The sequence below is a fragment of the Streptomyces sp. NPDC107581 genome (assembly GCF_055657175.1).
Genome location: NZ_JBVKBH010000016.1, coordinates 20,559 through 40,101 on the forward strand (window position 1 = coordinate 20,559; position 19,543 = coordinate 40,101).

General features: G+C 72.2%; 14 protein-coding genes. 11 read left to right on the forward strand and 3 right to left on the reverse strand.

Features of this window, described 5'->3' with window-relative positions:
• The first annotated feature begins 69 nt into the window (after positions 1–69).
• The 6 genes from ACZ7P3_RS33010 (at position 70) to ACZ7P3_RS33035 (ending at position 9,459) form a co-directional block, all read left to right on the forward strand.
• The gene (locus ACZ7P3_RS33010; protein ID WP_472087276.1) at positions 70–1,218 is read left to right on the forward strand and encodes a hypothetical protein; all 1,149 of its coding nucleotides are present in this window, start codon (positions 70–72) and stop codon (positions 1,216–1,218) included.
• A gap of 153 nt (positions 1,219–1,371) precedes the next feature.
• Positions 1,372–2,601 carry a CynX/NimT family MFS transporter gene (locus tag ACZ7P3_RS33015; RefSeq protein WP_472087278.1) on the forward strand — a complete coding sequence of 410 codons (1,230 nt, stop codon included), beginning with the start codon at positions 1,372–1,374 and terminating at the stop codon, positions 2,599–2,601.
• Positions 2,602–2,771: 170 nt separating this feature from the next.
• Positions 2,772–4,250, forward strand: coding sequence for a 3' terminal RNA ribose 2'-O-methyltransferase Hen1 (locus tag ACZ7P3_RS33020; RefSeq protein ID WP_472087280.1), 1,479 nt, complete (start codon positions 2,772–2,774; stop codon positions 4,248–4,250).
• Positions 4,247–6,814 (forward strand): polynucleotide kinase-phosphatase, encoded by a 2,568-nt coding sequence (locus ACZ7P3_RS33025; RefSeq protein WP_472087281.1) that lies wholly within the window; start codon positions 4,247–4,249, stop codon positions 6,812–6,814. Before ACZ7P3_RS33020 ends, ACZ7P3_RS33025 begins: the two co-directional genes overlap by 4 nt.
• Positions 6,815–7,066: 252 nt before the next feature.
• Positions 7,067–8,923, forward strand: coding sequence for a RiPP maturation radical SAM C-methyltransferase (locus tag ACZ7P3_RS33030; protein WP_472087283.1), 1,857 nt, complete (start codon positions 7,067–7,069; stop codon positions 8,921–8,923).
• Positions 8,920–9,459 (forward strand): DUF5825 family protein, encoded by a 540-nt coding sequence (locus tag ACZ7P3_RS33035; protein WP_472087285.1) that lies wholly within the window; start codon positions 8,920–8,922, stop codon positions 9,457–9,459. Before ACZ7P3_RS33030 ends, ACZ7P3_RS33035 begins: the two co-directional genes overlap by 4 nt.
• Before the next feature lie 7 nt (positions 9,460–9,466).
• On the opposite strand, the gene ACZ7P3_RS33040 is transcribed toward ACZ7P3_RS33035, so the two are convergent.
• Together ACZ7P3_RS33040 and ACZ7P3_RS33045 are read right to left on the reverse strand one after the other, a co-directional pair.
• A complete protein-coding gene (locus tag ACZ7P3_RS33040; protein ID WP_472087286.1) occupies positions 9,467–10,357 on the reverse strand; it encodes an NAD(+)/NADH kinase in 891 nt (296 codons plus the stop codon).
• Positions 10,354–11,508 (reverse strand): SPFH domain-containing protein, encoded by a 1,155-nt coding sequence (locus ACZ7P3_RS33045; RefSeq protein WP_472087561.1) that lies wholly within the window; start codon positions 11,506–11,508, stop codon positions 10,354–10,356. Before ACZ7P3_RS33045 ends, ACZ7P3_RS33040 begins: the two co-directional genes overlap by 4 nt.
• Before the next feature lie 129 nt (positions 11,509–11,637).
• On the opposite strand from ACZ7P3_RS33045, the gene ACZ7P3_RS33050 reads away from it, so the two are divergent.
• The 3 genes from ACZ7P3_RS33050 to ACZ7P3_RS33060 all read left to right on the forward strand — a co-directional run bounded on the left by ACZ7P3_RS33050 (position 11,638) and on the right by ACZ7P3_RS33060 (position 15,612).
• A complete protein-coding gene (locus tag ACZ7P3_RS33050; RefSeq protein ID WP_472087288.1) occupies positions 11,638–12,861 on the forward strand; it encodes an arginine deiminase in 1,224 nt (407 codons plus the stop codon).
• Positions 12,862–12,948: 87 nt separating this feature from the next.
• Positions 12,949–13,980, forward strand: coding sequence for an ornithine carbamoyltransferase (gene argF, locus ACZ7P3_RS33055; RefSeq protein WP_472087290.1), 1,032 nt, complete (start codon positions 12,949–12,951; stop codon positions 13,978–13,980).
• 183 nt (positions 13,981–14,163) lie between these two features.
• Positions 14,164–15,612 carry an amino acid permease gene (locus ACZ7P3_RS33060; protein ID WP_472087291.1) on the forward strand — a complete coding sequence of 483 codons (1,449 nt, stop codon included), beginning with the start codon at positions 14,164–14,166 and terminating at the stop codon, positions 15,610–15,612.
• On the opposite strand, the gene ACZ7P3_RS33065 is transcribed toward ACZ7P3_RS33060, so the two are convergent.
• Positions 15,572–16,024 carry an ATP-binding protein gene (locus tag ACZ7P3_RS33065; protein WP_472087293.1) on the reverse strand — a complete coding sequence of 151 codons (453 nt, stop codon included), beginning with the start codon at positions 16,022–16,024 and terminating at the stop codon, positions 15,572–15,574. The genes ACZ7P3_RS33060 and ACZ7P3_RS33065 overlap by 41 nt on opposite strands.
• Before the next feature lie 305 nt (positions 16,025–16,329).
• On the opposite strand from ACZ7P3_RS33065, the gene ACZ7P3_RS33070 reads away from it, so the two are divergent.
• Complete coding sequence (locus ACZ7P3_RS33070) at positions 16,330–17,157, forward strand: enoyl-CoA hydratase family protein (RefSeq protein WP_472087295.1); 828 nt, start codon at positions 16,330–16,332, stop codon at positions 17,155–17,157.
• 2 nt (positions 17,158–17,159) lie between these two features.
• Entirely contained in the window at positions 17,160–19,538 is a 2,379-nt protein-coding gene (locus ACZ7P3_RS33075; RefSeq protein ID WP_472087297.1) for a bifunctional salicylyl-CoA 5-hydroxylase/oxidoreductase, read from the forward strand.
• Positions 19,539–19,543 lie beyond the last annotated feature (5 nt).

The following is a 19,543-nucleotide window of genomic DNA, read 5'->3' on the forward strand; positions in this document are numbered from 1 at the left end:
GGGGCTAGCGTCATACGCAATGCGCGTAGATGGGGATATCGCGCGCCTTTTCCGAGGGGGAAAAAGAGAGTGCCTACCCGAAGAACCGTCCTTGGTGCCGCCGCCGCCGTCGGCGCCACCGCAGCTCTCACCAATGTCAGTGCCACCGGTGTCGCCCACGCCGACTCCGACGCCGACCGCCAGAAGGCGGCCCGCGACGCGATCCGGAACGTCAACGCCGGCATGCGCAGCAACTACGCCACCCTGAAGGCGAACCTGACCCAGCACCTGGGGCCGGTCATCGTCGTCCAGAACGACTCGCGGGGCGGCACCTACACCCTGGTCGACAACGGCCAGAAGATCGAGCAGCTCCAGCCGGTCGACGAGATCTTCGAGCTGGCGAAGTCCATCGCGCACATCCCGCTGGGCATCTTCAGCATCCTCGCGCCGTACCTCGACCCGAACCGCATCCTCCCCGCTCAGGCCAAGTACATCGACCCGCACGACCTGAAGATGGTCGCCTTCGCCGGGCCGAAGGACACCAGCTGGACCACACCGCTCCAGGACTTCGTCAACACCCTAGACACCGCCCGCCGTCAGCTGGAGGAGGCCAACCTCCCCGCCGACCTGCACGACTCCTGCGCGACCATCCTCGACGCGGCGCACGAGTTCATCAACAAGACCATCCGCGCCCGCGCGTTCGACATGAAGTCCTACGAGGACTTCTCCGGCAGCGTCTATCCGAGCATCCGGACGAACATGTACTGGGCGTCGAAGATGCAGATCACCGGCGTCTCCAACCTGATGACCCGCTGGCGCAAGCAGGTCGGCGACGGTGCCTGGTCCGGCCTGTACGTCGTGGTCCTCACCCTGTGGACCACGTACGAGCTGAACCAGAACAGCATCATCATCAAGAACTTCATGAACAAGGACAAGGTCGACTCCCACCTGATCGACCTGATGACGGCGCAGCTCCCCACGGACGCCGTCGCCACCGCGCTCGACAACCTCGCCCGCATCGTGCAGGACAACATCGCGGCGGAAATGGTCTTCTGCACCGACCAGACCACCGCCGACGCCCTCAAGGGCAAGCAGGACCTGCTCTCCACCGAGATCCTGCAACTCCTCGGCAACGGAACCACCACCGCCGGCGGCGCAGCGGCCCTCACCAAGGGCCAGACCAACCAGCTCGTCTGCCCGTTCCACAGCCGCTCGGCGCCCACCGCGGCCGTCGTCTAAGCAGCACCCGACCGGACGTCCCGGCACCACCCGACCGGACGTCCCGGCATCACACAACCGGACATCCCGGCATCACACAAACCGAAGGCTTCCCCCTGTGAGACGACGTTGTCTCCGCCGCCGGGGAAGCCTTCGGCGTTTCCAGGGGGGAAATTGAAAAACTCATCCGCCGTTCACCGCGCCGCAAAACTCTGGGCGCTCACCGGCCTGGTGCTCCTCGCACTGAACCTGCGCGCGGCCATCACCGGAATCTCACCCATGCTGAGCGACCTGCAGCTCACCTTCCACCTCAGTGGGACGCAGACCAGCGTCCTGACCACGCTGCCCGTGCTGTGTCTCGGCGTCTTCGCCTCGCTCGCACCGCCGATAGCCCGCCGTATCGGCACCGAGACCACCATCGCCGCGGGCCTCGTCCTGCTCACCGCGGGAATCCTGCTACGGGCCTTTCCCTCCACGGTGCTGCTGTTCTCCGGCACCGTGCTGGCCGGCGCCGGAATCGCCCTCGGGAACGTCCTCATGCCCGTCGTCATCAAACGCCACTTCGCCCACCGGGTGGGCACCTTCACCGGCCTGGCGATGATGCTGATGGCGGCCGGCGGAGCCATCGCCGCGGGCCTCGCCGTCCCCCTCCACGACGCCGCTGGATGGCGTGTCGCACTCGCCGTCTGGGCCGTCCCCTCGCTCATCGCCGCACTGGCGTGGGGGCCGCTCGCGGCACGCGGCCGGCACGTCCCCCAGGACCCCTCGCCCGATTCCGGCCCGCACCTCGTGCGCTCCCCGCTCGCCTGGGCGGTCGCCGGATTCCTCGGCGTGGTCTCCCTGACGTTCTACGCCCTCATGGCCTGGCTCCCCGAGATCATGCACGACAGTGGATACCCCCCGGCGGAGGCCGGAATGATGGTCTCGGTCATGCAGGTCATCAGCATTCCGCTCGGCCTGCTCGTCCCCGTCCTCGCCGCCCGGATGCCCACCCAGCGCCCTCTCATCACCGCCGTGGCCGCGACCAAGGCGGTGGCCCTCCTCGGAGTCCTCCTGGCTCCCCACGCCGGATGGCTCTGGATCTGTGTGCTCGGACTCGCTACCGGCAGCGCCTTCCCCCTGGCCTTCACCCTGCTGAGCCTGCGCTCACCGAATCCGCGGATCGCCGCCCAGCTGTCCGGCATGGCCCAGGCCGGCGGCTACCTCGTGGCGGGGATCGGACCGCTGATGATCGGCCTCCTGCACAGCTTCACCGGGGGATGGAAGGTGCCGCTCCTCCTGCTGCTCGCCCTGCTGGTGCCCGAGACGGTCTTCGGGCTGCTGGCCGGCCGCCCCGTGTTCGTCCGCCCCGGCGGCCGGCACGCGGTCGGCAGCGATCTGCCGGTCCTGCAGCCGGTCACCTGACGCATCCGCGACCGCCCCGGCTCCGCGCGGCGAGGAGCCGGGGCGGTCCGCCGTGGCTCCTCGCCGCGAAGAGCCCGGGCGGTCCGCCGGGCCGGGCGATTCGTCGTTTCACCACCGCGAAGGTGAAATCGGCTGGCCAGACGGTGGGCGGGCGGGCGATGCTGAGACGTATGTTCCTGACGATCAGCACGACCGGCACAGCCGAGCGTCCGGCCACCGAGCTGGGCTTTCTGCTGCACAAGCACCCGGACCGGGTCCGGGTGGAGAGCCTGGCCTACGGCACCGCGCACGTCTTCTACCCGGAGGCGGACGCCGAGCGCTGCACGGCCGCGCTGTTGCTGGAGATCGACACGATCGCGCTGGTTCGCCGGGGCAAGGGCAAGGGGCGCGGCGGAGCACCCGACGCGGCTCTCGCGCAGTACGTCAACGACCGCCCCTACGCGGCCTCCTCGCTGCTCGCGGTCGCCCTGAGCGGCGTGTTCTCCAGCGCCGTGCGGGGTGTGTGCGCCGCCCGTCCGGAGCGGGCCGCCGCGCCGCTGCCGCTGCGCATCGAGGTACCCGCGCTGCCCGCCCGCGGCGGACCCGAGCTCGTACGACGGCTCTTCGAGCCGCTCGGCTGGGCGGTGACCGCCGAACCCGTCGCCCTCGACACCGAGTTCCCCGAGTGGGGCGCCTCGCGCTACGTCCGCCTCGTCCTGGAGTCGCAGGCACTGACCCTCGCCGAGGCGCTGCGCCATCTGTATGTGCTGCTGCCGGTCCTCGACGACGCCAAGCACTACTGGGTCGCCTCCGACGAGGTCGACAAGCTGCTGCGGGCCGGTGAGGGCTGGCTGTCCGGGCACCCCGAACAGAAGCTGATCACCAGCCGCTACCTCTCCCGGCGCTGGTCGCTGACCCGGCAGGCGAGGGAGCGGCTGGAACTGGTGCGCCTGGCCGAGACCGACGACAGCGAGGTCGAGGCCATCGACAACGCGGTCGAGGAGGAGACGGAGGCGGAGGAGAAGCCGGCACCGCTCGCCGTGCAGCGCCGGGAGGCGATCGTCGCCGCGCTGCGCGCCTCCGGTGCCGCCCGGGTCCTCGACCTCGGCTGCGGCCAGGGTCAGTTGGTGGGAGAGCTGCTGAAGGACGTGCGGTTCACCGAGGTCGTCGGCGTCGACGTGTCGATGCGCGCGCTCACCATCGCCTCCCGGCGGCTCGGGCTGGACCGCATGGGCGAGCGGCAGGCCTCGCGCGTCAAGCTCTTCCAGGGCTCGCTCGCGTACACCGACAACCGGCTCAAGGGCTATGACGCGGCCGTGCTCAGCGAGGTCGTCGAGCACCTCGACCTGCCCAGGCTGCCCGCCCTGGAGTACGCCGTGTTCGGGCACGCCCGCCCGAGGACGGTCCTGGTGACCACCCCCAACGTCGAGTACAACGTCCGCTGGGAGACCCTGCCCGCCGGTCATGTCCGGCACGGCGACCACCGCTTCGAGTGGACCCGCGAGGAGTTCCGCGTCTGGGCGGGCGCGGTGGCCGAACGGCACGGGTACGAAGTGGAGTTCGTCCCCGTCGGACCGGACGACCCCGAGGTGGGGCCGCCCACCCAGATGGCCGTGTTCGTGATGAACACCGCCGCCACGAAGACCGGTGAGGAGGCGAAGGCGGCATGACCGGGACACAGCACACGGGACGGGTCCTCCCCGTCACCGACCTCTCTCTCGTCGTTCTCGTCGGCGCCTCCGGCTCCGGCAAGTCCACCTTCGCCCGCCGGCACTTCAAGCCCACCGAGGTGATCTCCTCCGACTTCTGCCGCGGTCTCGTCTCCGACGACGAGAACGACCAGAGCGCCACCAAGGACGCCTTCGACGTCCTGCACTACATCGCCGGCAAGCGGCTGGCCGCCGGCCGCCGCACCGTCGTGGACGCCACCAGCGTGCAGCAGGACAGCCGGCGCCGGCTCGTCGAGCTGGCCAAGAAGCACGACGTGCTGCCCATCGCCATCGTGCTCGACGTGCCCGAGGAGGTGTGCGCGGAGCGCAACGCGGCCCGCACCGACCGCGCCGACATGCCCCGCCGGGTCATCCAGCGGCACATCCGCGAGCTCCGCCGCTCCCTGCGGCAGCTGGAGCGCGAGGGCTTCCGCAAGGTGCACGTCCTGCGCGGAGTCGAGGAGGTCGACGGCGCCACCGTCGTCACCGAGAAGCGGTTCAACGACCTGACGCACCTCACCGGCCCCTTCGACATCATCGGCGACGTCCACGGCTGCGCCGGCGAACTGGAGGCGCTGCTGGCCAAGCTGGGCTACGCCGACGGCGTGCACCCCGAGGGCCGTACCGCCGTCTTCGTCGGCGACCTCGTCGACCGCGGCCCGGACACCCCGGGCGTGCTGCGCCGCGTGATGTCCATGGTCGGGTCCGCGAACGCGCTGTGCGTACCCGGCAACCACGAGAACAAGTACGGCCGTCACCTCAAGGGCCGCAAGGTCCAGCACACCCACGGGCTCGCCGAGACCATCGCGCAGATGGACGGCGAGAGCGAGGAGTTCAGGGCGCAGGTGCGCCGCTTCCTGGAGGGGCTGGTCAGCCACTACGTCCTCGACGGCGGCAGGCTGGTCGTCTGCCACGCCGGTCTGCCCGAGAAGTACCACGGCCGCACCTCGGGCCGGGTGCGCTCGCACGCCCTGTACGGCGACACCACCGGCGAGACCGACGAGTTCGGGCTGCCCGTGCGCTACCCGTGGGCCGAGGAGTACCGCGGCCGCGCGGCCGTGGTCTACGGGCACACCCCGGTCCCGGAGGCGACCTGGCTGAACAACACCATCTGCCTGGACACCGGTGCGGTCTTCGGCGGCAAGCTGACCGCGCTGCGCTGGCCGGAGCGCGAGCTGGTCGACGTACCTGCCGAACGGGTCTGGTACGAGCCGGCCAGGCCGCTGCGCAGCGAGGCCCCCGGCGGGCGCGAGGGACGGCCGCCGGCCCTGTCGGACGTGCACGGCCGCAGGGTGGTGGAGACCCGGCACGCGGGCCGGGTCGCCGTCCGCGAGGAGAACGCGGCCGCGGCCCTGGAGGTCATGAGCCGCTTCGCGATCGACCCGCGCCTGCTGCCGTATCTGCCGCCGACCATGGCGCCGACGGCGACCTCGCGGGTGGACGGCTATCTGGAGCACCCGGTGGAGGCCTTCGCGCAGTACGCGGCGGACGGGGTCGAGCGGGTCGTGTGCGAGGAGAAGCACATGGGCTCGCGGGCCGTGGCCCTGGTGTGCCGGGACGCGGAGGCGGCACGCGAGCGGTTCGGCGTGGACGGCCCCACGGGGGCGCTGTACACCCGTACCGGGCGGCCGTTCTTCGACGACGAGAAGGTGACGGAGGAGATCCTCGGCCGGCTGCGCTCGGCCGTCGGGGACGCCGGGCTGTGGGAGGAGCTCGCCGGGTCCGACAGCGCGTCCGGCGCGGGGGACTGGCTGCTGCTGGACGCCGAGCTGATGCCGTGGTCGCTGAAGGCCTCGGGCCTGCTGCGCAGCCAGTACGCGGCCGTGGGCGCCGCCTCCGGCGCGGTGTTCCCCGGCGCGCTCGCCGCACTGGAGGCCGCCGCGGCCCGCGGGGCCGACGTGGCCGGCCTGCTGGAGCGGCAGCGGGAACGCGCCGCCGACGCGGCCGCGTTCACCGACGCCTACCGCCGCTACTGCTGGACCACCGACGGCCTGGAGGGGGTCCGCCTGGCCCCCTTCCAGATCCTGGCCGCCCGCGGACGCAGCCTGGCCGCGCTGCCGCACGACGAGCAACTGGCCCTGATCGACCGGCTGGTGGAGCACGACGGCAGCGGACTGCTGCAGACCACCCGGCGCCTGTACGTCGACACGGGCGACCCCGAGTCGGTCCGGGCCGGCGTGGACTGGTGGCTGGAGATGACCGGCCGGGGCGGCGAGGGCATGGTCGTCAAGCCGGTCGGCGCGCTGGTCCGCAGCCCGCAGGACAGGCTGGTGCAGCCCGGCATCAAGTGCCGGGGCCGTGAGTACCTGCGGATCATCTACGGTCCCGAGTACACCCGGCCGGACAACCTCGCCAAGCTGCGGCAGCGGTTCCTGAACCACAAGCGGTCGCTGGCGATCCGCGAGTACGCCCTGGGCCTGGAGGCCCTGGACCGGCTCGCGGCCGGCGAGCCGCTGTGGCGGGTGCACGAGGCGGTGTTCGGGGTGCTCGCCCTGGAGTCGGAGCCGGTGGACCCGCGCCTGTAGACCCGCGTCCGGAGACCGGCACAGAACACCCTTGTGTCACCCACACATCTGTCCATATGGTGGACGGCTGTGCGGCACAGGGGTGTTCGCGCGTACGGGACGAGCTGTGCGGCACCGGGTGTTCGCGCGCACGGGACGAGGGGTGGGCATGGAGAGAGGGGCGGGCATGGAGATACGGAAGATCGTGGTCCGCGAGGAGCAGAGCACCGGCCGCCGGCCGGCGATCCTGGAGAAGCGGCCGACCCGCTGACCATGCGTGTGCACCTGGTCGCGATGCCCTGGCACCCCCTCGACCTCCCCTCCCTGCAACTGGGCCTGCTGAACCGGATCGTGCGGCAGGCCCGCCCCGCCGACCGGGTGACCGAGTTCCACGGCTCCCTGCGCTGGGCGGAGTTCCTGCTGGAGCGCTCCGGGGGCCGGCTGCGGCCGGGCGACTGCGTGGCGGTCGGCAGCGACGCGATCTTCCACGGCCTGGGCGACTGGGTCTTCTCCGGCGTCCTGTACGACGACCCGGGCTGGGGCCTGGCCCGGCTGCGGGACTACGCGGCCGACCGGGACGTCCTCATCGACACCGCCGTCGCCATGCGCCCCTACGCCGCCGCGTTCATCGCCGCCTGCGCCACCGAGGTGCTGGCGGCCGGGCCCGACGTGGTCGGGTTCACCACCACGTTCATGCAGAACGTGTCCTCCCTCGCGCTGGCCCGCGAACTCAAGCGCCGCAGGCCCGGGTTGACGGTGGTGTTCGGCGGCAGCAACTGCGAGGGGCCCATGGGCCACGCCCTCCACCGCAACCACCCCTTCGTGGACCATGTGGTGCGCGGCGAGGCCGAGTACGCCTTCCCGGCCCTGCTGGGGCACCTGGACGAGGGCACCCCGCCGGCCGCGGTGCCCGGCCTGTGCTGGTGGGACGGCCCCGTGTCGCGGGCCAACACCGAGACCCGGCGGACCGTGGCGCCCGCGGACATCCCCTCGCCCGACTACGACCAGTGGCAGACCGCCCTGGACGCCTCACCGGTGCAGGAGTACGTCCACCCCAAGCTGGTGGTCGAGGGCGCCCGGGGCTGCTGGTGGGGCGAGAAGCACCACTGCACGTTCTGCGGGCTCAACGGCTCCGCGATGGCCTTCCGGGCCAAGCCGGGCGAGCGCCTGTGGGCCGAGATCGACCGGCTGGTCCGCCGCCATCGCCTCCTCGACGTGATCACCGTCGACAACATCATCGACATGGCCTACTTCCGGGACTTCCTGCCCCGGGCCGTGGCGAGCGGCTGGGACCTGCGGCTGCACTACGAGGTCAAGTCCAACCTCACGCCCGCCCAGCTCCGGCTGCTCGGCGAGTCCGGCACCGTGCACATCCAGCCCGGCATCGAGAGCCTGGGCAGCCGGGTCCTGGACCTCATGGACAAGGGCGTCACCGGCGCCCGCAACGTGCGCACGCTGCGCGAGTGCGAGAACCACGCCCTGACCTGCTCCTGGAACCTCCTCTACGGCTTCCCCGGCGAGTCGGCGGAGGACTACACGCCCGTCATCGAGCAACTCCCCGCCCTGGTCCACCTCCAGCCGCCGAGCGGTGCCCACCGCATCCAGCTGGAGCGCTTCAGCCCCCACTTCACGGACCCGGCGCTCGGCTTCGGCAAGCGCCGCCCGGCCGAGATGTACCAGCACGTCTACGACCTGTCCGAGGACGAACTGGACGACCTCGTCTACCTGTTCGACACCGAGGATGCGGGCATCTCCGGCCCGGTCGAGCAGCGGCTCAAGGACGCCGTGGCCGCCTGGCGGGCCGGACACGCGCACTCCCGGCTGCTGTTCGCGGAGGCCGGCGAGGAACTGCTGGTCATCGACCGGCGGCACGGCCGCCCGCCCGCCACGCACCGCTTCACCGGCTGGCAGGCGGAGGCCCTGCGTCTCCTGGAGGACGGCCGCAGCGCCCCCGCCCTGCACCGGCTGCTGGCACAGGGCGGCCATGAGGTGCCGGCCGACGCCCTCGACGCCTGGATCCTGCACGCCCTCTCCCTGGGCCTGCTGTTCCGCGACGGACTCACCTATGTCGCGCTCCCCGCCCGGGGCGAGCCGGTCCGCCTGCCCGAGGGCGCGGGGGCGGCCGGATGAGCGCGCTGCCCACGGCCGTGCCGCACCGGCTCACCGGCCGCCGGGTCGAGGTGGGGGTGCCGCTGGACATCGGCGGGCAGGGGCGGGACACGGCGGAGGCCGTGCGGTTCCTGCGCGAGTGCGCGGGCCTCGGCCTCCAGGTGAGCTGGCGGGCGGCGGGGCGGCCGTCGTACGACGTCCGCGCCCTGCGGCACCTGCCGCCGCCCGACGAACTGCCGTCCGCACAGCAGGAGTTGACCGCATGGCGGTCCGGGTACGGCCACGGGGCGCTCTACCATCGGCGTGGTCCCGGCTTCGTGACGGTCATGGACCGCAGGGAGCCGGGCAGGGCCGCCCGGCTCACCCTCGACCACCCGGACCTCCTGGCCGCCTTCGACCGGCTCCTCGACCCCACGCCCCTCGATGCGCTGGACCCCACCGGCCGGCAGGCCGCCGGCCTGCTGGCGGCCGAGCGGCTGGCCCTGGTCAGCGGCGGCTGGGCGGTGGCCCTGCCCCCGCGCATCCGGCGCTGGCCCGTCCCGTGCACCGCGATCTGACCGGTGCTCAGGCCAGCCTGAGCCGCTGTCCGCACACCCCGACCCGTACGGTCTGCCCCCAGGTGAGCTGGAGCGCGTCGCTCTCGATGCCGTCGCCGAAGGCGATGAGCCGGTCGGACTCCACGGTGACCGTGAGGGAGGCCGGGGCGGCCAGTTCGCCCGCCACCAGGGTCGTACCCGTGGCCGGTGACGGCCAGGCCTCCCGGACGAACCACACCAGCCGGTCCTCGGTGGGGGAGGGCAGCGGGAGCCGGCTGCCCCGCTCCTGCCACACCGAGCGCAGCCAGCCGGTCGCGCCGGTGCCGGTCCCCACCAGCACCCCGGAGGAGGCCTGGGCCTCGACGGCACCCCCGTCGTCGTCGAGGCCCAGGCGGTAGCGGGCGGTCTGGTGGCCCGGTGCGCCCAGATAGATCTCGTTGAGCGCCACCAGCCGCTGGGTGTCGTCGGCCTCGGCCTCGACCATGGTGAGTTCGTCGTCCACCGCGGCGTCCGCGGCCGGCAGCAGCTCGGCCGCGTCCTGCGGGCGGTGCCGTACCAGCACGCCGGGGTTGCGGCCCGGATCGGCGTCGATGCCGATCACCGGCTGGCCCGTCAGGTACTTGGCGACGTTCGCCACCAGTCCGTCCTGGCCGACCACCACCACCACGTCCTCCGGGGCGAACAGAAAACGGTCCAGGTCGGACCGCTCCACCTGCGCCTGACGCCAGGCCGGCGGCACGGCGGAGGTCACCTCGGCCAGGGCCCGGCGGGCCCGGCGGTGGCGTTCGGCGACCTCCTCGATGTCCCGGCCGCGGGAGGCGAGGAAGAAGGCGGCCTGGCCGTGCGTGCCGTGCCGGGCCACCAGTTCCTGGTACTCCGTGGTGCGGTGCACCAGGACGGCGCGCGGCGCGAGGCTCACCGCGTCGCCTCGGACGGGCCGCCGCCCAGCTTCGCGAGCAGTCCGGTCAGCACGTCCGGCGAGAGGGTCACGCTGTCGATCCGCGGCAGGTTCTCCGCGAGCCGGGTGGCGGTGAGGGCCTGCAGGGTCACCGCCCCGTCGATCCCGGCATCCGCGTGCGCCCGCAGCCAGGCGGCCTGTGCCTGCGCCCGGGCCTCGCCGATCTCCCGCGCGCCCGCGGCCTCCGCGCGGGCCACCCGCTCCGCCCGGGCGGCCTCGGCCTCGGCGAGCTTCAGGGTGCGTGCCGCCTCCGCCTCGGTGAGCTTCAGCGTCCGTGCCGCCTCGGCCTCCGCGAGCCGGACCGACCGGGCGGCCTCCGCCTGCGCCAGCGTCACCGACCGCGCCGCCTCCGCCTCGGCGCGCACCGCGTCCGCGGCCGCCTGCTCCTCGGCCTCGCGGCGCGCGTTGGTGCCGCGCTGCTCGACCAGCTGCTCCTCGCGGCGGGCGAGTTCGATGCGGCTGGCCAGCTCGTTCTCGGCGATGGCGCGCTCCCGCTCGACCGCCACGGCCCGCCGCTCATAGGTCGCCCGGTCCGCCTCCTGCTGGATCTGCTCCCGCGCGGGAGTGCGCAGCGCCCGCTCCACCTCCGGCTCCGGCCGCAGCGCCATCACGCGTACGGCCACCACGTCGATGCCGGTGGCCGGCAGCCGCGGTTCGGCGGCGAGGCCGGCCGCGACCTGCTCGCGCACCGCCGTCACCCCGTCGACCAGGGCCGCCGCGAGCGGCGTACGGGCCAGGACGTCCAGCGCGTGCTGCTGGGCCGTCTCGGTGAGCAGGGTGCCCAGCTGCTCCAGCGGGGTGCCCCGCCAGACGCCGGTGTCCGGGTCGATGGAGAAGTCCAGACGGGCGGCGGCGACGGCCGGGTCGGCGATCCGGTAGGTGACCGTCGCCTGCACCGACACGTCCTGGAAGTCGGACGTGCGGGCGTGGAAGGTCATCGCCAGCTCCCGGTCGTCCACCGGCACCTCGGACAGTGCGGCGGCCAGCGGGCGGAACCAGAAGCTGAGCCCGGGACCGTCGTGCACCAGCGTGCCGGAACGGTGGTGCCGGATGTGCGCCGTGGGCGCCCCGCGCAGATGGCGCCAGCCCAGGCGCCGGGTGATGTCGGCCATGATCCCCTCGCTTTTCGTCATCGCGACGATAATCCTGGACCCCGCTTCTCGTCAAGAGGACGAAAACAGGAAGCGGCAGAAACGGCCAAGAAGAGCGTGAAGACGGGCGCTGATGGCCAGGATGGAGGCATGGCATACCACGTCGACTCCGAGGCCGGACGGCTGCGCCGGGTGATCCTGCACCGGCCCGACCTCGAGCTCAAAAGGCTCACCCCCAGCAACAAGGACGCCCTCCTCTTCGACGACGTGCTGTGGGTGCGCCGGGCGCGCGCCGAGCACGACGGGTTCGCCGACGTCCTGCGTGATCGCGGGGTCGCCGTCCACCTCTTCGGCGATCTGCTCACCGAGACCCTGGCGATCCCCGAGGCCCGCACCCTGGTCCTCGACCGGGTCTTCGACGAGAAGGAGTACGGCCCCCTCGCCACCGGCCACCTGCGCGCGGCCTTCGACGGGATGGGCCCGGACGAGCTGGCCGAGGCGCTGGTCGGCGGCATGACCAAGCGGGAGTTCCTGGAGGCCCACGCGGAGCCGACCTCCGTCCGCTTCCACGCCATGGACCTGGACGACTTCCTGCTCCGCCCGCTGCCCAACCACCTGTTCACCCGGGACACCTCGGCGTGGATCTACGACGGCGTCTCCATCAACGCCATGCGCTGGCCCGCGCGGCAGCGCGAGACCGTGCACTTCGAGGCGATCTACCGGCACCACCCGCTGTTCCGCGACAACACGTTCCACATCTGGTCCCGCGGGCAGGCCGACTACCCCTCCACCATCGAGGGCGGCGACGTGCTGGTGATCGGCAGCGGGGCCGTGCTCATCGGCATGAGCGAACGCACCACCCCGCAGGCCGTGGAGATGCTGGCGCACAAGCTCTTCGCGGCCGGGTCGGCGCGCACCATCGTGGCGCTCGACATGCCCAAGCGGCGGGCGTTCATGCATCTCGACACCGTGATGACCATGGTCGACGGCGACACCTTCACCCAGTACGCCGGACTCGGCATGCTGCGCTCGTACACCATCGAGCCGGGCGTCGGCGAGCGGGAGCTGAAGGTCACCGACCATCCGCCGGAGCACATGCACCGCGCGATCGCCGCCGCCCTCGGACTCGGTGAGATCCGGGTCCTGACCGCCACCCAGGACGTGCACGCGGCCGAGCGCGAGCAGTGGGACGACGGCTGCAACGTGCTCGCCGTCGAGCCCGGTGTCGTCGTCGCCTACGAGCGCAACTCCACCACCAACACGCATCTGCGCAAGCAGGGCATCGAGGTCATCGAGATCCCGGGCAGTGAGCTGGGGCGGGGCCGCGGCGGCCCTCGCTGCATGAGCTGTCCCGTCGAGCGGGAAGCGGTGTGATCGAGCAGACCGCTCAAGCCTGTATAGAAATGCTAAACATCGTATAGAATTCCAAGGCCCGTTCACCCGTACCCCTGGAGCGCCCCCATGGCGACAGTCCCGACCGCCCTCGCCGGCCGCCACTTCCTCAAGGAGCTGGACTTCACCGAGGAGGAGTTCCGCGGCCTGGTCGAGCTGGCCGCCGAGCTGAAGGCCGCCAAGAAGGCCGGGACCGAGACCCCGTATCTGCGCGGCCGGAACATCGCACTGATCTTCGAGAAGACCTCGACGCGCACCCGCTGTGCGTTCGAGGTCGCCGCCGCCGACCAGGGCGCCGCCACGACCTACCTCGACCCGGCCGGCTCCCAGATCGGGCACAAGGAGTCCGTGAAGGACACCGCCCGCGTCCTCGGCCGGATGTTCGACGCCATCGAGTACCGCGGACACGGCCAGGGTGTCATCGAGGAGCTGGCCACCTACGCCGGGGTCCCCGTCTACAACGGCCTCACCGACGAGTGGCACCCCACCCAGATGCTCGCCGACGTGCTCACCATGACCGAGCACACCGACAAGCCCCTGGCCGAGATCGCCTTCGCCTACCTCGGCGACGCCCGCTACAACATGGGCAACTCCTACCTGGTCACCGGCGCCCTGCTCGGCATGGACGTCCGGATCGTCGCGCCCCGGCTGCTGTGGCCGGACGAGACGATCATCGAGGTGGCCCGGCAGCTCGCGGCCGTCTCCGGCGCCCGGATCACGCTCACCGACGACGTGAAGGAGGGCGTGCGCGGCGCCGACTTCATCGCCACCGACGTCTGGGTGTCGATGGGCGAGCCCAAGGAGGTCTGGGACGAGCGCATCGCCCTGCTCGGCCCCTACGCCGTGACCATGGACGTGCTCCGCGCCACCGGCAACGACCAGGTGAAGTTCCTGCACTGCCTGCCGGCCTTCCACGACCTCGGCACCGCCGTCGGCCGCGAGATCCACGCCCGGCACGGGCTGACCGAGCTGGAGGTCACCGACGAGGTCTTCGAGTCCGAGCACTCCGTCGTCTTCGACGAGGCGGAGAACCGGATGCACACGATCAAGGCGGTCCTCGTGGCCACCCTCGGCCGGTCCGCGCCGCAGGGCCTCGCCTGACCCGTCCCGCAGGTCCTCGGCCGGCCCGCGCCGCGGGGGCCTCGCCCGGTCTGCGTCACAGAGCCTTGCCTGAACGGCCTCACCAGGCCTTATCCTGACCGGCGGCCCGGCACCACCCCAACCGAGGCCGCCGCCGCGACCGTACGCCGGTCGCCCGCACCACCAGAAACGAGCACCACCCGCATGCCCGCTCCCCGCATCAAGTCCCCCGGCGCGCTGATAGCCGAATCCGGCGCGGACCGTGAGGGCCACGGTCTGAAGCGCACGATGGGCCTCTTCCAGCTCATCTGCTTCGGCGTCGGCGCCATCGTCGGCACCGGCATCTTCGTCGGCCTCTCCGACTCCGTCGCCCAGGCCGGCCCCGCCGTCGTGGTCTCCTTCATCCTCGCCGCGATCACCTGCGTCTTCACCGCCCTCTCCTTCGCCGAGCTGGGCGGTGCGATCCCGGTCTCCGGCTCCTCGTACTCGTTCGCCTACGCGGGCCTCGGCGAGACCACCGCCTTCCTGGTCGGCTGGTGCCTGCTGCTGGAGTACGGCATCTCCATCTCGGCCGTCGCGGTCGGCTGGAGCCAGTACGTCAACGAACTCCTGCACAGCCTCACCGGCTGGCAGCTCCCGCACGCACTGTCCGCGGGCCCGGGCGAGCACGGGATCGTGAACCTCCCCGCCGTGATCGTCATCGCGATGGCCTCCGTGCTGCTGGTGCGCGGGGTGCGGGAGAGCGCCCGGGCCACCGCTGCCATGGCCGCCGTGAAGCTCGTCATCCTGCTCGCCTTCTGCGTCATCGGCTACAGCGCCTTCAAGGACGGCAACCTCACCCCGTTCTCCCCGGCCGGCCTCGGCGGCATCGGCGCGGGCACCACCGCCGCGTTCTTCTCCTACATCGGCTTCGACGCGATCACCACGGCCGGCGAGGAGGCGAAGAACCCGCGCCGCGACATCCCGGTCGCGATCCTCGTCTGCATGGGCCTGGTCACCCTCCTGTACTGCGCGGTCGCGCTCGCCGCGATCGGCGCCATCGGCGGCGGCCAGGTCGCAGGCCGCCCGGCCGCCCTGTCCTACGTCGTCAACGAGGTCACCGGCTCCGCGATCGGCGGCGGGGTCATCGCCTTCGGCGCGGTCGTCGCCATCGCCTCCGTCGTGCTCGCCGTGATGTACGGCCAGACCCGCATCCTGATGTCGATGTCCCGGGACGGCCTGATCCCGCGCGTCTTCGAGAAGGTGTCCCCGAAGACCTCCACCCCGGTGGCCGGCACGCTGATCGTCGCGGTCGTCTTCGCGGTCCCGGCGGCCTTCGCCTCCCTGGACGCCGTGATGAACCTGTGCACCATCGGCACGCTCGCCGTCATGGCCGTCGTCAACATCGCCGTGATCGCCCTGCGCCGCCGTGAGCCGGGCCTCGACCGCAGCTTCCGGGTGCCGCTCTACCCCGTCGGACCGCTGCTCGGCGTCGGCTTCTGCCTGTACCTGATGTACGAGACGGGCTGGCAGACCTGGATCCAGTTCGCGGTGTTCCTCGTGGTGGGACTGGTCATCTACGTCGCCTACGGGCGCCGGCACTCCACCCTGGCCCGGGCGGCGGCCCCCGAGGTCACGCCGGACGCCGCTGAGCAGGAATTGCAGGCAGTCTGAACCACACCGCCTTGCCCGACGAGGTCGGGCGGTGACCACAGGACGAACTGAGGGCGCGGATCAGCAGCAGACCGCGCCCTCCCTCCTGCCAGGGGTCGGGCTGCTCGATCACCGGACGCGTCAGATGGCCGGGCGGCGCCGGATCCGGGTCGTGCACCTCGACCTGGCAGCCGGTCGGCAGCAGCTCCACCACCAGCTCTATCGGGCCGCGCCCGGCGGTGTGCTCCACCGCGTTGGCGACCAGCTCCGCCGTGAGCAGCTCGGCGGTGTCGCAGTCGGCCGTGTGCTCCACCTCGGTGAGGGCCGTCCGCACCAGGGCGCGCGCCACCGGCACCGCCGCAGTGGTGTGCGGCAGCGCGATGCGCCAGGAGGCCGGTCCGGTGGGGCGTTCGTGCAAGGCGAGTCCGTTCATGGAGCAGGATGTCCTGCTTTCAACTGTAGGAATGGTACGGGCCCGGCCACGGAGACCGTCGTCGGGTGCCGCGCGGGACCGTCGGCCCCGGTACCGGGCGGCTTACCCGGGAGAACGCCCCGCCTCGCCCCGCTGCGCCCACTGTTACGTCCCTGTGGACGATCGGTGACGCGTGTGACGGGACCGGACCGGGCTCGGTCGATCCGGGACTGGCGCATTGCGCCCTCATGACGACGGTCACAAACAAGTGATAACTTCGTGAGGCAGCGCAACGTGTGGCACCGCCGTCCTAGGAGGCGCACGTCATGAGTCCTTTCACCGGCTCCGCCGCCCGCACCCCTGAGTGGGAACACCTGAGGGTCGAGCGCGCCGACGGGGTCGCCACCGTCACCCTCGCCCGCCCCGACAAGCTCAACGCCCTCACCTTCGGCGCCTACGCCGACCTGCGCGATCTGCTCGCCGAGCTGTCCCGGGAGCGGTCGGTCCGCGCCCTGGTGCTGGCCGGCGAGGGGCGGGGCTTCTGCTCCGGCGGCGACGTGGACGAGATCATCGGCGCCACCCTCGCCATGGACACCGCCCAGCTGCTCGATTTCAACCGGATGACCGGGCAGGTGGTACGGGCGATCAGGGAATGCCCGTTCCCGGTGATCGCCGCCGTGCACGGGGTGGCGGCCGGAGCCGGTGCCGTACTCGCCCTCGCGTCCGACTTCCGGGTCGCGGACCCCTCGGCCCGCTTCGCCTTCCTCTTCACCCGGGTCGGCCTGTCCGGCGGGGACATGGGCGCGGCGTACCTGCTGCCCCGGGTGGTCGGACTCGGCCACGCCACCCGCCTGCTGATGCTGGGCGAGCCGGTGCGGGCACCGGAGGCCGAGCGCATCGGCCTGGTCAGCGAGCTGACCGAGGAGGGCCGGGCGGACGAGGCGGCGCTCGCCCTGGCCCGCCGCCTGGCCGACGGCCCGGCGCTCGCCCACGCCCAGACGAAGGCCCTGCTGACGGCCGAGCTGGACATGCCGTTGGCGGCGGCGGTCGAACTGGACGCCTCGACCCAGGCGCTGCTGATGAACGGCGAGGACTACGCGGAGTTCCACGCGGCGTTCACGGAGAAGCGCCCGCCGAAGTGGCAGGGACGGTGACCATGGCAGCCGACCCGAGCGACAAAGGGGCACGGGGCCCTGCCGGCACGCCGCCGCGCCGCGGGGCGCGACAAGCCACGACCGACCCGCAGCCGACGACGACCGGCCACCCCCAGCGCATCGCCGTCATCGGCGGAGGTCCCGGCGGCCTGTACGCGGCAGCGTTGCTGAAACGGCTCGACCCGGCCCGCGAAGTCACCGTGTGGGAACGCAACGCGCCGGACGAGACCTTCGGCTTCGGAGTGGTCCTCTCGGACGAGACCCTCGGCGGCATCGAACACGCCGACCCCGTCGTCTACGCCGCCCTGCAGGAGGACTTCACCCGCTGGGACGACATCGACATCGTGCACCGCGGTGTACGCCAGCGCTCCGGCGGACACGGTTTCGCGGCCCTCGGCAGACGCCGGCTCCTGGAGATCCTGCACGACCGCTGCCGCACCCTCGGCGTGCAGCTGCGCTTCCGCACCGCGGCACCGGACCCCGGCCACCTCGCGGCGACCCACGACCTCCTCGTCGCCGCGGACGGAGTCAACAGCACCACCCGCGAGACCTACGCCCAGGTGTTCCGACCCCGGGTGACCGCACACCGCTGCCGCTACATCTGGCTCGCCGCCGACTTCCCCTTCGACGCCTTCCGCTTCGAGATCGCCGAGACCGAGCACGGCGTGATGCAGCTGCACGGCTATCCGTACGCGGCCGACGCCTCCACCGTCATCGTCGAGATGCGCGAGGAGGTGTGGCGGGCGGCCGGCTTCGCCGACATGGACGAGGCCGAGTCCGTGGAGCGCTGCGCCAAGATCTTCGCCGACGCCCTCGGCGGACGCGCCCTGCGCTCCAACAACTCCACCTGGACCACCTTCCGTACGGTGGTCAACGACCGCTGGTCGCACGGCAACGTCGTCCTCCTCGGCGACGCCGCCCACACCGCCCACTTCTCCATCGGCTCCGGAACCAAACTCGCCGTGGAGGACGCGCTCGCGCTCGCGGCGTGTCTGGAGGAGCAGCCCGACGTCCCCGCGGCGCTGGCCGCCTACGAGGAGGAGCGCAGACCCGTCGTCGCCTCCACCCAGCGGGCCGCCCGGGCGAGCCTCGAATGGTTCGAGGACCTCCGCCTGCGCCTCGACCAGCCGCCGCGCCAGTTCGCCTTCAACCTGCTCACCCGCAGCCGCCGCGTCACCCACGACAACCTGCGGCTGCGCGACGCCCGCTTCACGGAGGCCGTCGAGCGCGAGTTCGGCTGCCCGCCCGGTACGCCGCCGATGTTCACGCCGTTCCGGTTGCGCGGACTGACCCTGCGCAACCGGGTCGTCGTGTCGCCGATGGACATGTACTCGGCCGTGGACGGAGTTCCCGGCGACTTCCACCTCGTCCACCTCGGCTCCCGTGCCCTCGGCGGGGCGGGACTGGTGATGACCGAGATGGTGTGCGTGAGCGAACAGGGTCGGATCACCCCCGGCTGCGCCGGCCTCTACACCGGACGCCAGGGCGAGGCCTGGCGGCGGATCACCGACTTCGTGCACGCCCAGGCGCCCGGTACGGCGATCGGCGTGCAGCTCGGGCACTCCGGCCGCAAGGGCTCCACCAGGCTGATGTGGGAGGGCATGGACGAGCCGCTGCCCGACGGCAACTGGCCGCTGGTGGCCGCCTCCCCGCTGCCGTACAGGCCGGGCGGCCAGATCCCGCGCCAGCTCTCCCGCGCCCAGCTCACCGACATCCGCGAGCAGTTCGCGGCAGCCGCCTGGCGGGCCGCCCGGGCCGGCTTCGACCTGCTCGAACTGCACTGCGCCCACGGCTATCTGCTGTCCGGATTCCTCTCCCCGCTCACCAACCGGCGCACCGACGCCTACGGCGGCTCGCTGGAGAAGCGGCTCCGGTTCCCGCTGGAGGTCTTCGACGCCGTCCGCGGGGTGTGGCCGGGCGAGCGGCCCATGACCGTCCGGATCTCCGCCACCGACTGGGCCGAGGGCGGCACCACCGCCGAGGACGCGGTGGAGATCGCCCGGGCCTTCGCCGCGCACGGCGCCGACGCCATCGATGTGTCCACCGGGCAGGTGGTGGCCGAGGAACGGCCCGAGTACGGGCGGTCGTACCAGACGCCGTTCGCCGACCGGATCCGGAACTCGGCCCGCATCCCGGTGATCGCGGTCGGCGCGATCTCCTCCTGGGACGATGTGAACTCCCTGATCCTGGCCGGGCGTACGGACCTGTGCGCCCTCGCCCGACCGCACCTGTACGACCCGCACTGGACCCTGCACGCGGCGGCCGAGCAGGGCTACACGGGCCCCGGAGTCGCCTGGCCCGCGCCCTACCGGGCGGGCAGCAGACCCCCGCAGACCGGCCGCACCGACGCCCCCAAACCCCGCCTGACGCTCGGCGGCTGAGAGCC

Excerpts from the sequence above, each read along its gene's own strand:
- ACZ7P3_RS33070 (WP_472087295.1), top strand. The coding sequence starts at position 16,330 with ATGAGTCCTTTCACCGGCTCCGCCGCCCGCACCCCTGAGTGGGAACAC.
- argF (WP_472087290.1), top strand. The coding sequence starts at position 12,949 with ATGGCGACAGTCCCGACCGCCCTCGCCGGCCGCCACTTCCTCAAGGAG.
- ACZ7P3_RS33075 (WP_472087297.1), top strand. The coding sequence starts at position 17,160 with ATGGCAGCCGACCCGAGCGACAAAGGGGCACGGGGCCCTGCCGGCACG.
- ACZ7P3_RS33050 (WP_472087288.1), top strand. The coding sequence starts at position 11,638 with ATGGCATACCACGTCGACTCCGAGGCCGGACGGCTGCGCCGGGTGATC.
- ACZ7P3_RS33025 (WP_472087281.1), top strand. The coding sequence starts at position 4,247 with ATGACCGGGACACAGCACACGGGACGGGTCCTCCCCGTCACCGACCTC.
- ACZ7P3_RS33035 (WP_472087285.1), top strand. The coding sequence starts at position 8,920 with ATGAGCGCGCTGCCCACGGCCGTGCCGCACCGGCTCACCGGCCGCCGG.
- ACZ7P3_RS33065 (WP_472087293.1), bottom strand. The coding sequence starts at position 16,024 with ATGAACGGACTCGCCTTGCACGAACGCCCCACCGGACCGGCCTCCTGG.
- ACZ7P3_RS33060 (WP_472087291.1), top strand. The coding sequence starts at position 14,164 with ATGCCCGCTCCCCGCATCAAGTCCCCCGGCGCGCTGATAGCCGAATCC.
- ACZ7P3_RS33020 (WP_472087280.1), top strand. The coding sequence starts at position 2,772 with ATGTTCCTGACGATCAGCACGACCGGCACAGCCGAGCGTCCGGCCACC.
- ACZ7P3_RS33030 (WP_472087283.1), top strand. The coding sequence starts at position 7,067 with ATGCGTGTGCACCTGGTCGCGATGCCCTGGCACCCCCTCGACCTCCCC.
- ACZ7P3_RS33045 (WP_472087561.1), bottom strand. The coding sequence starts at position 11,508 with ATGGCCGACATCACCCGGCGCCTGGGCTGGCGCCATCTGCGCGGGGCG.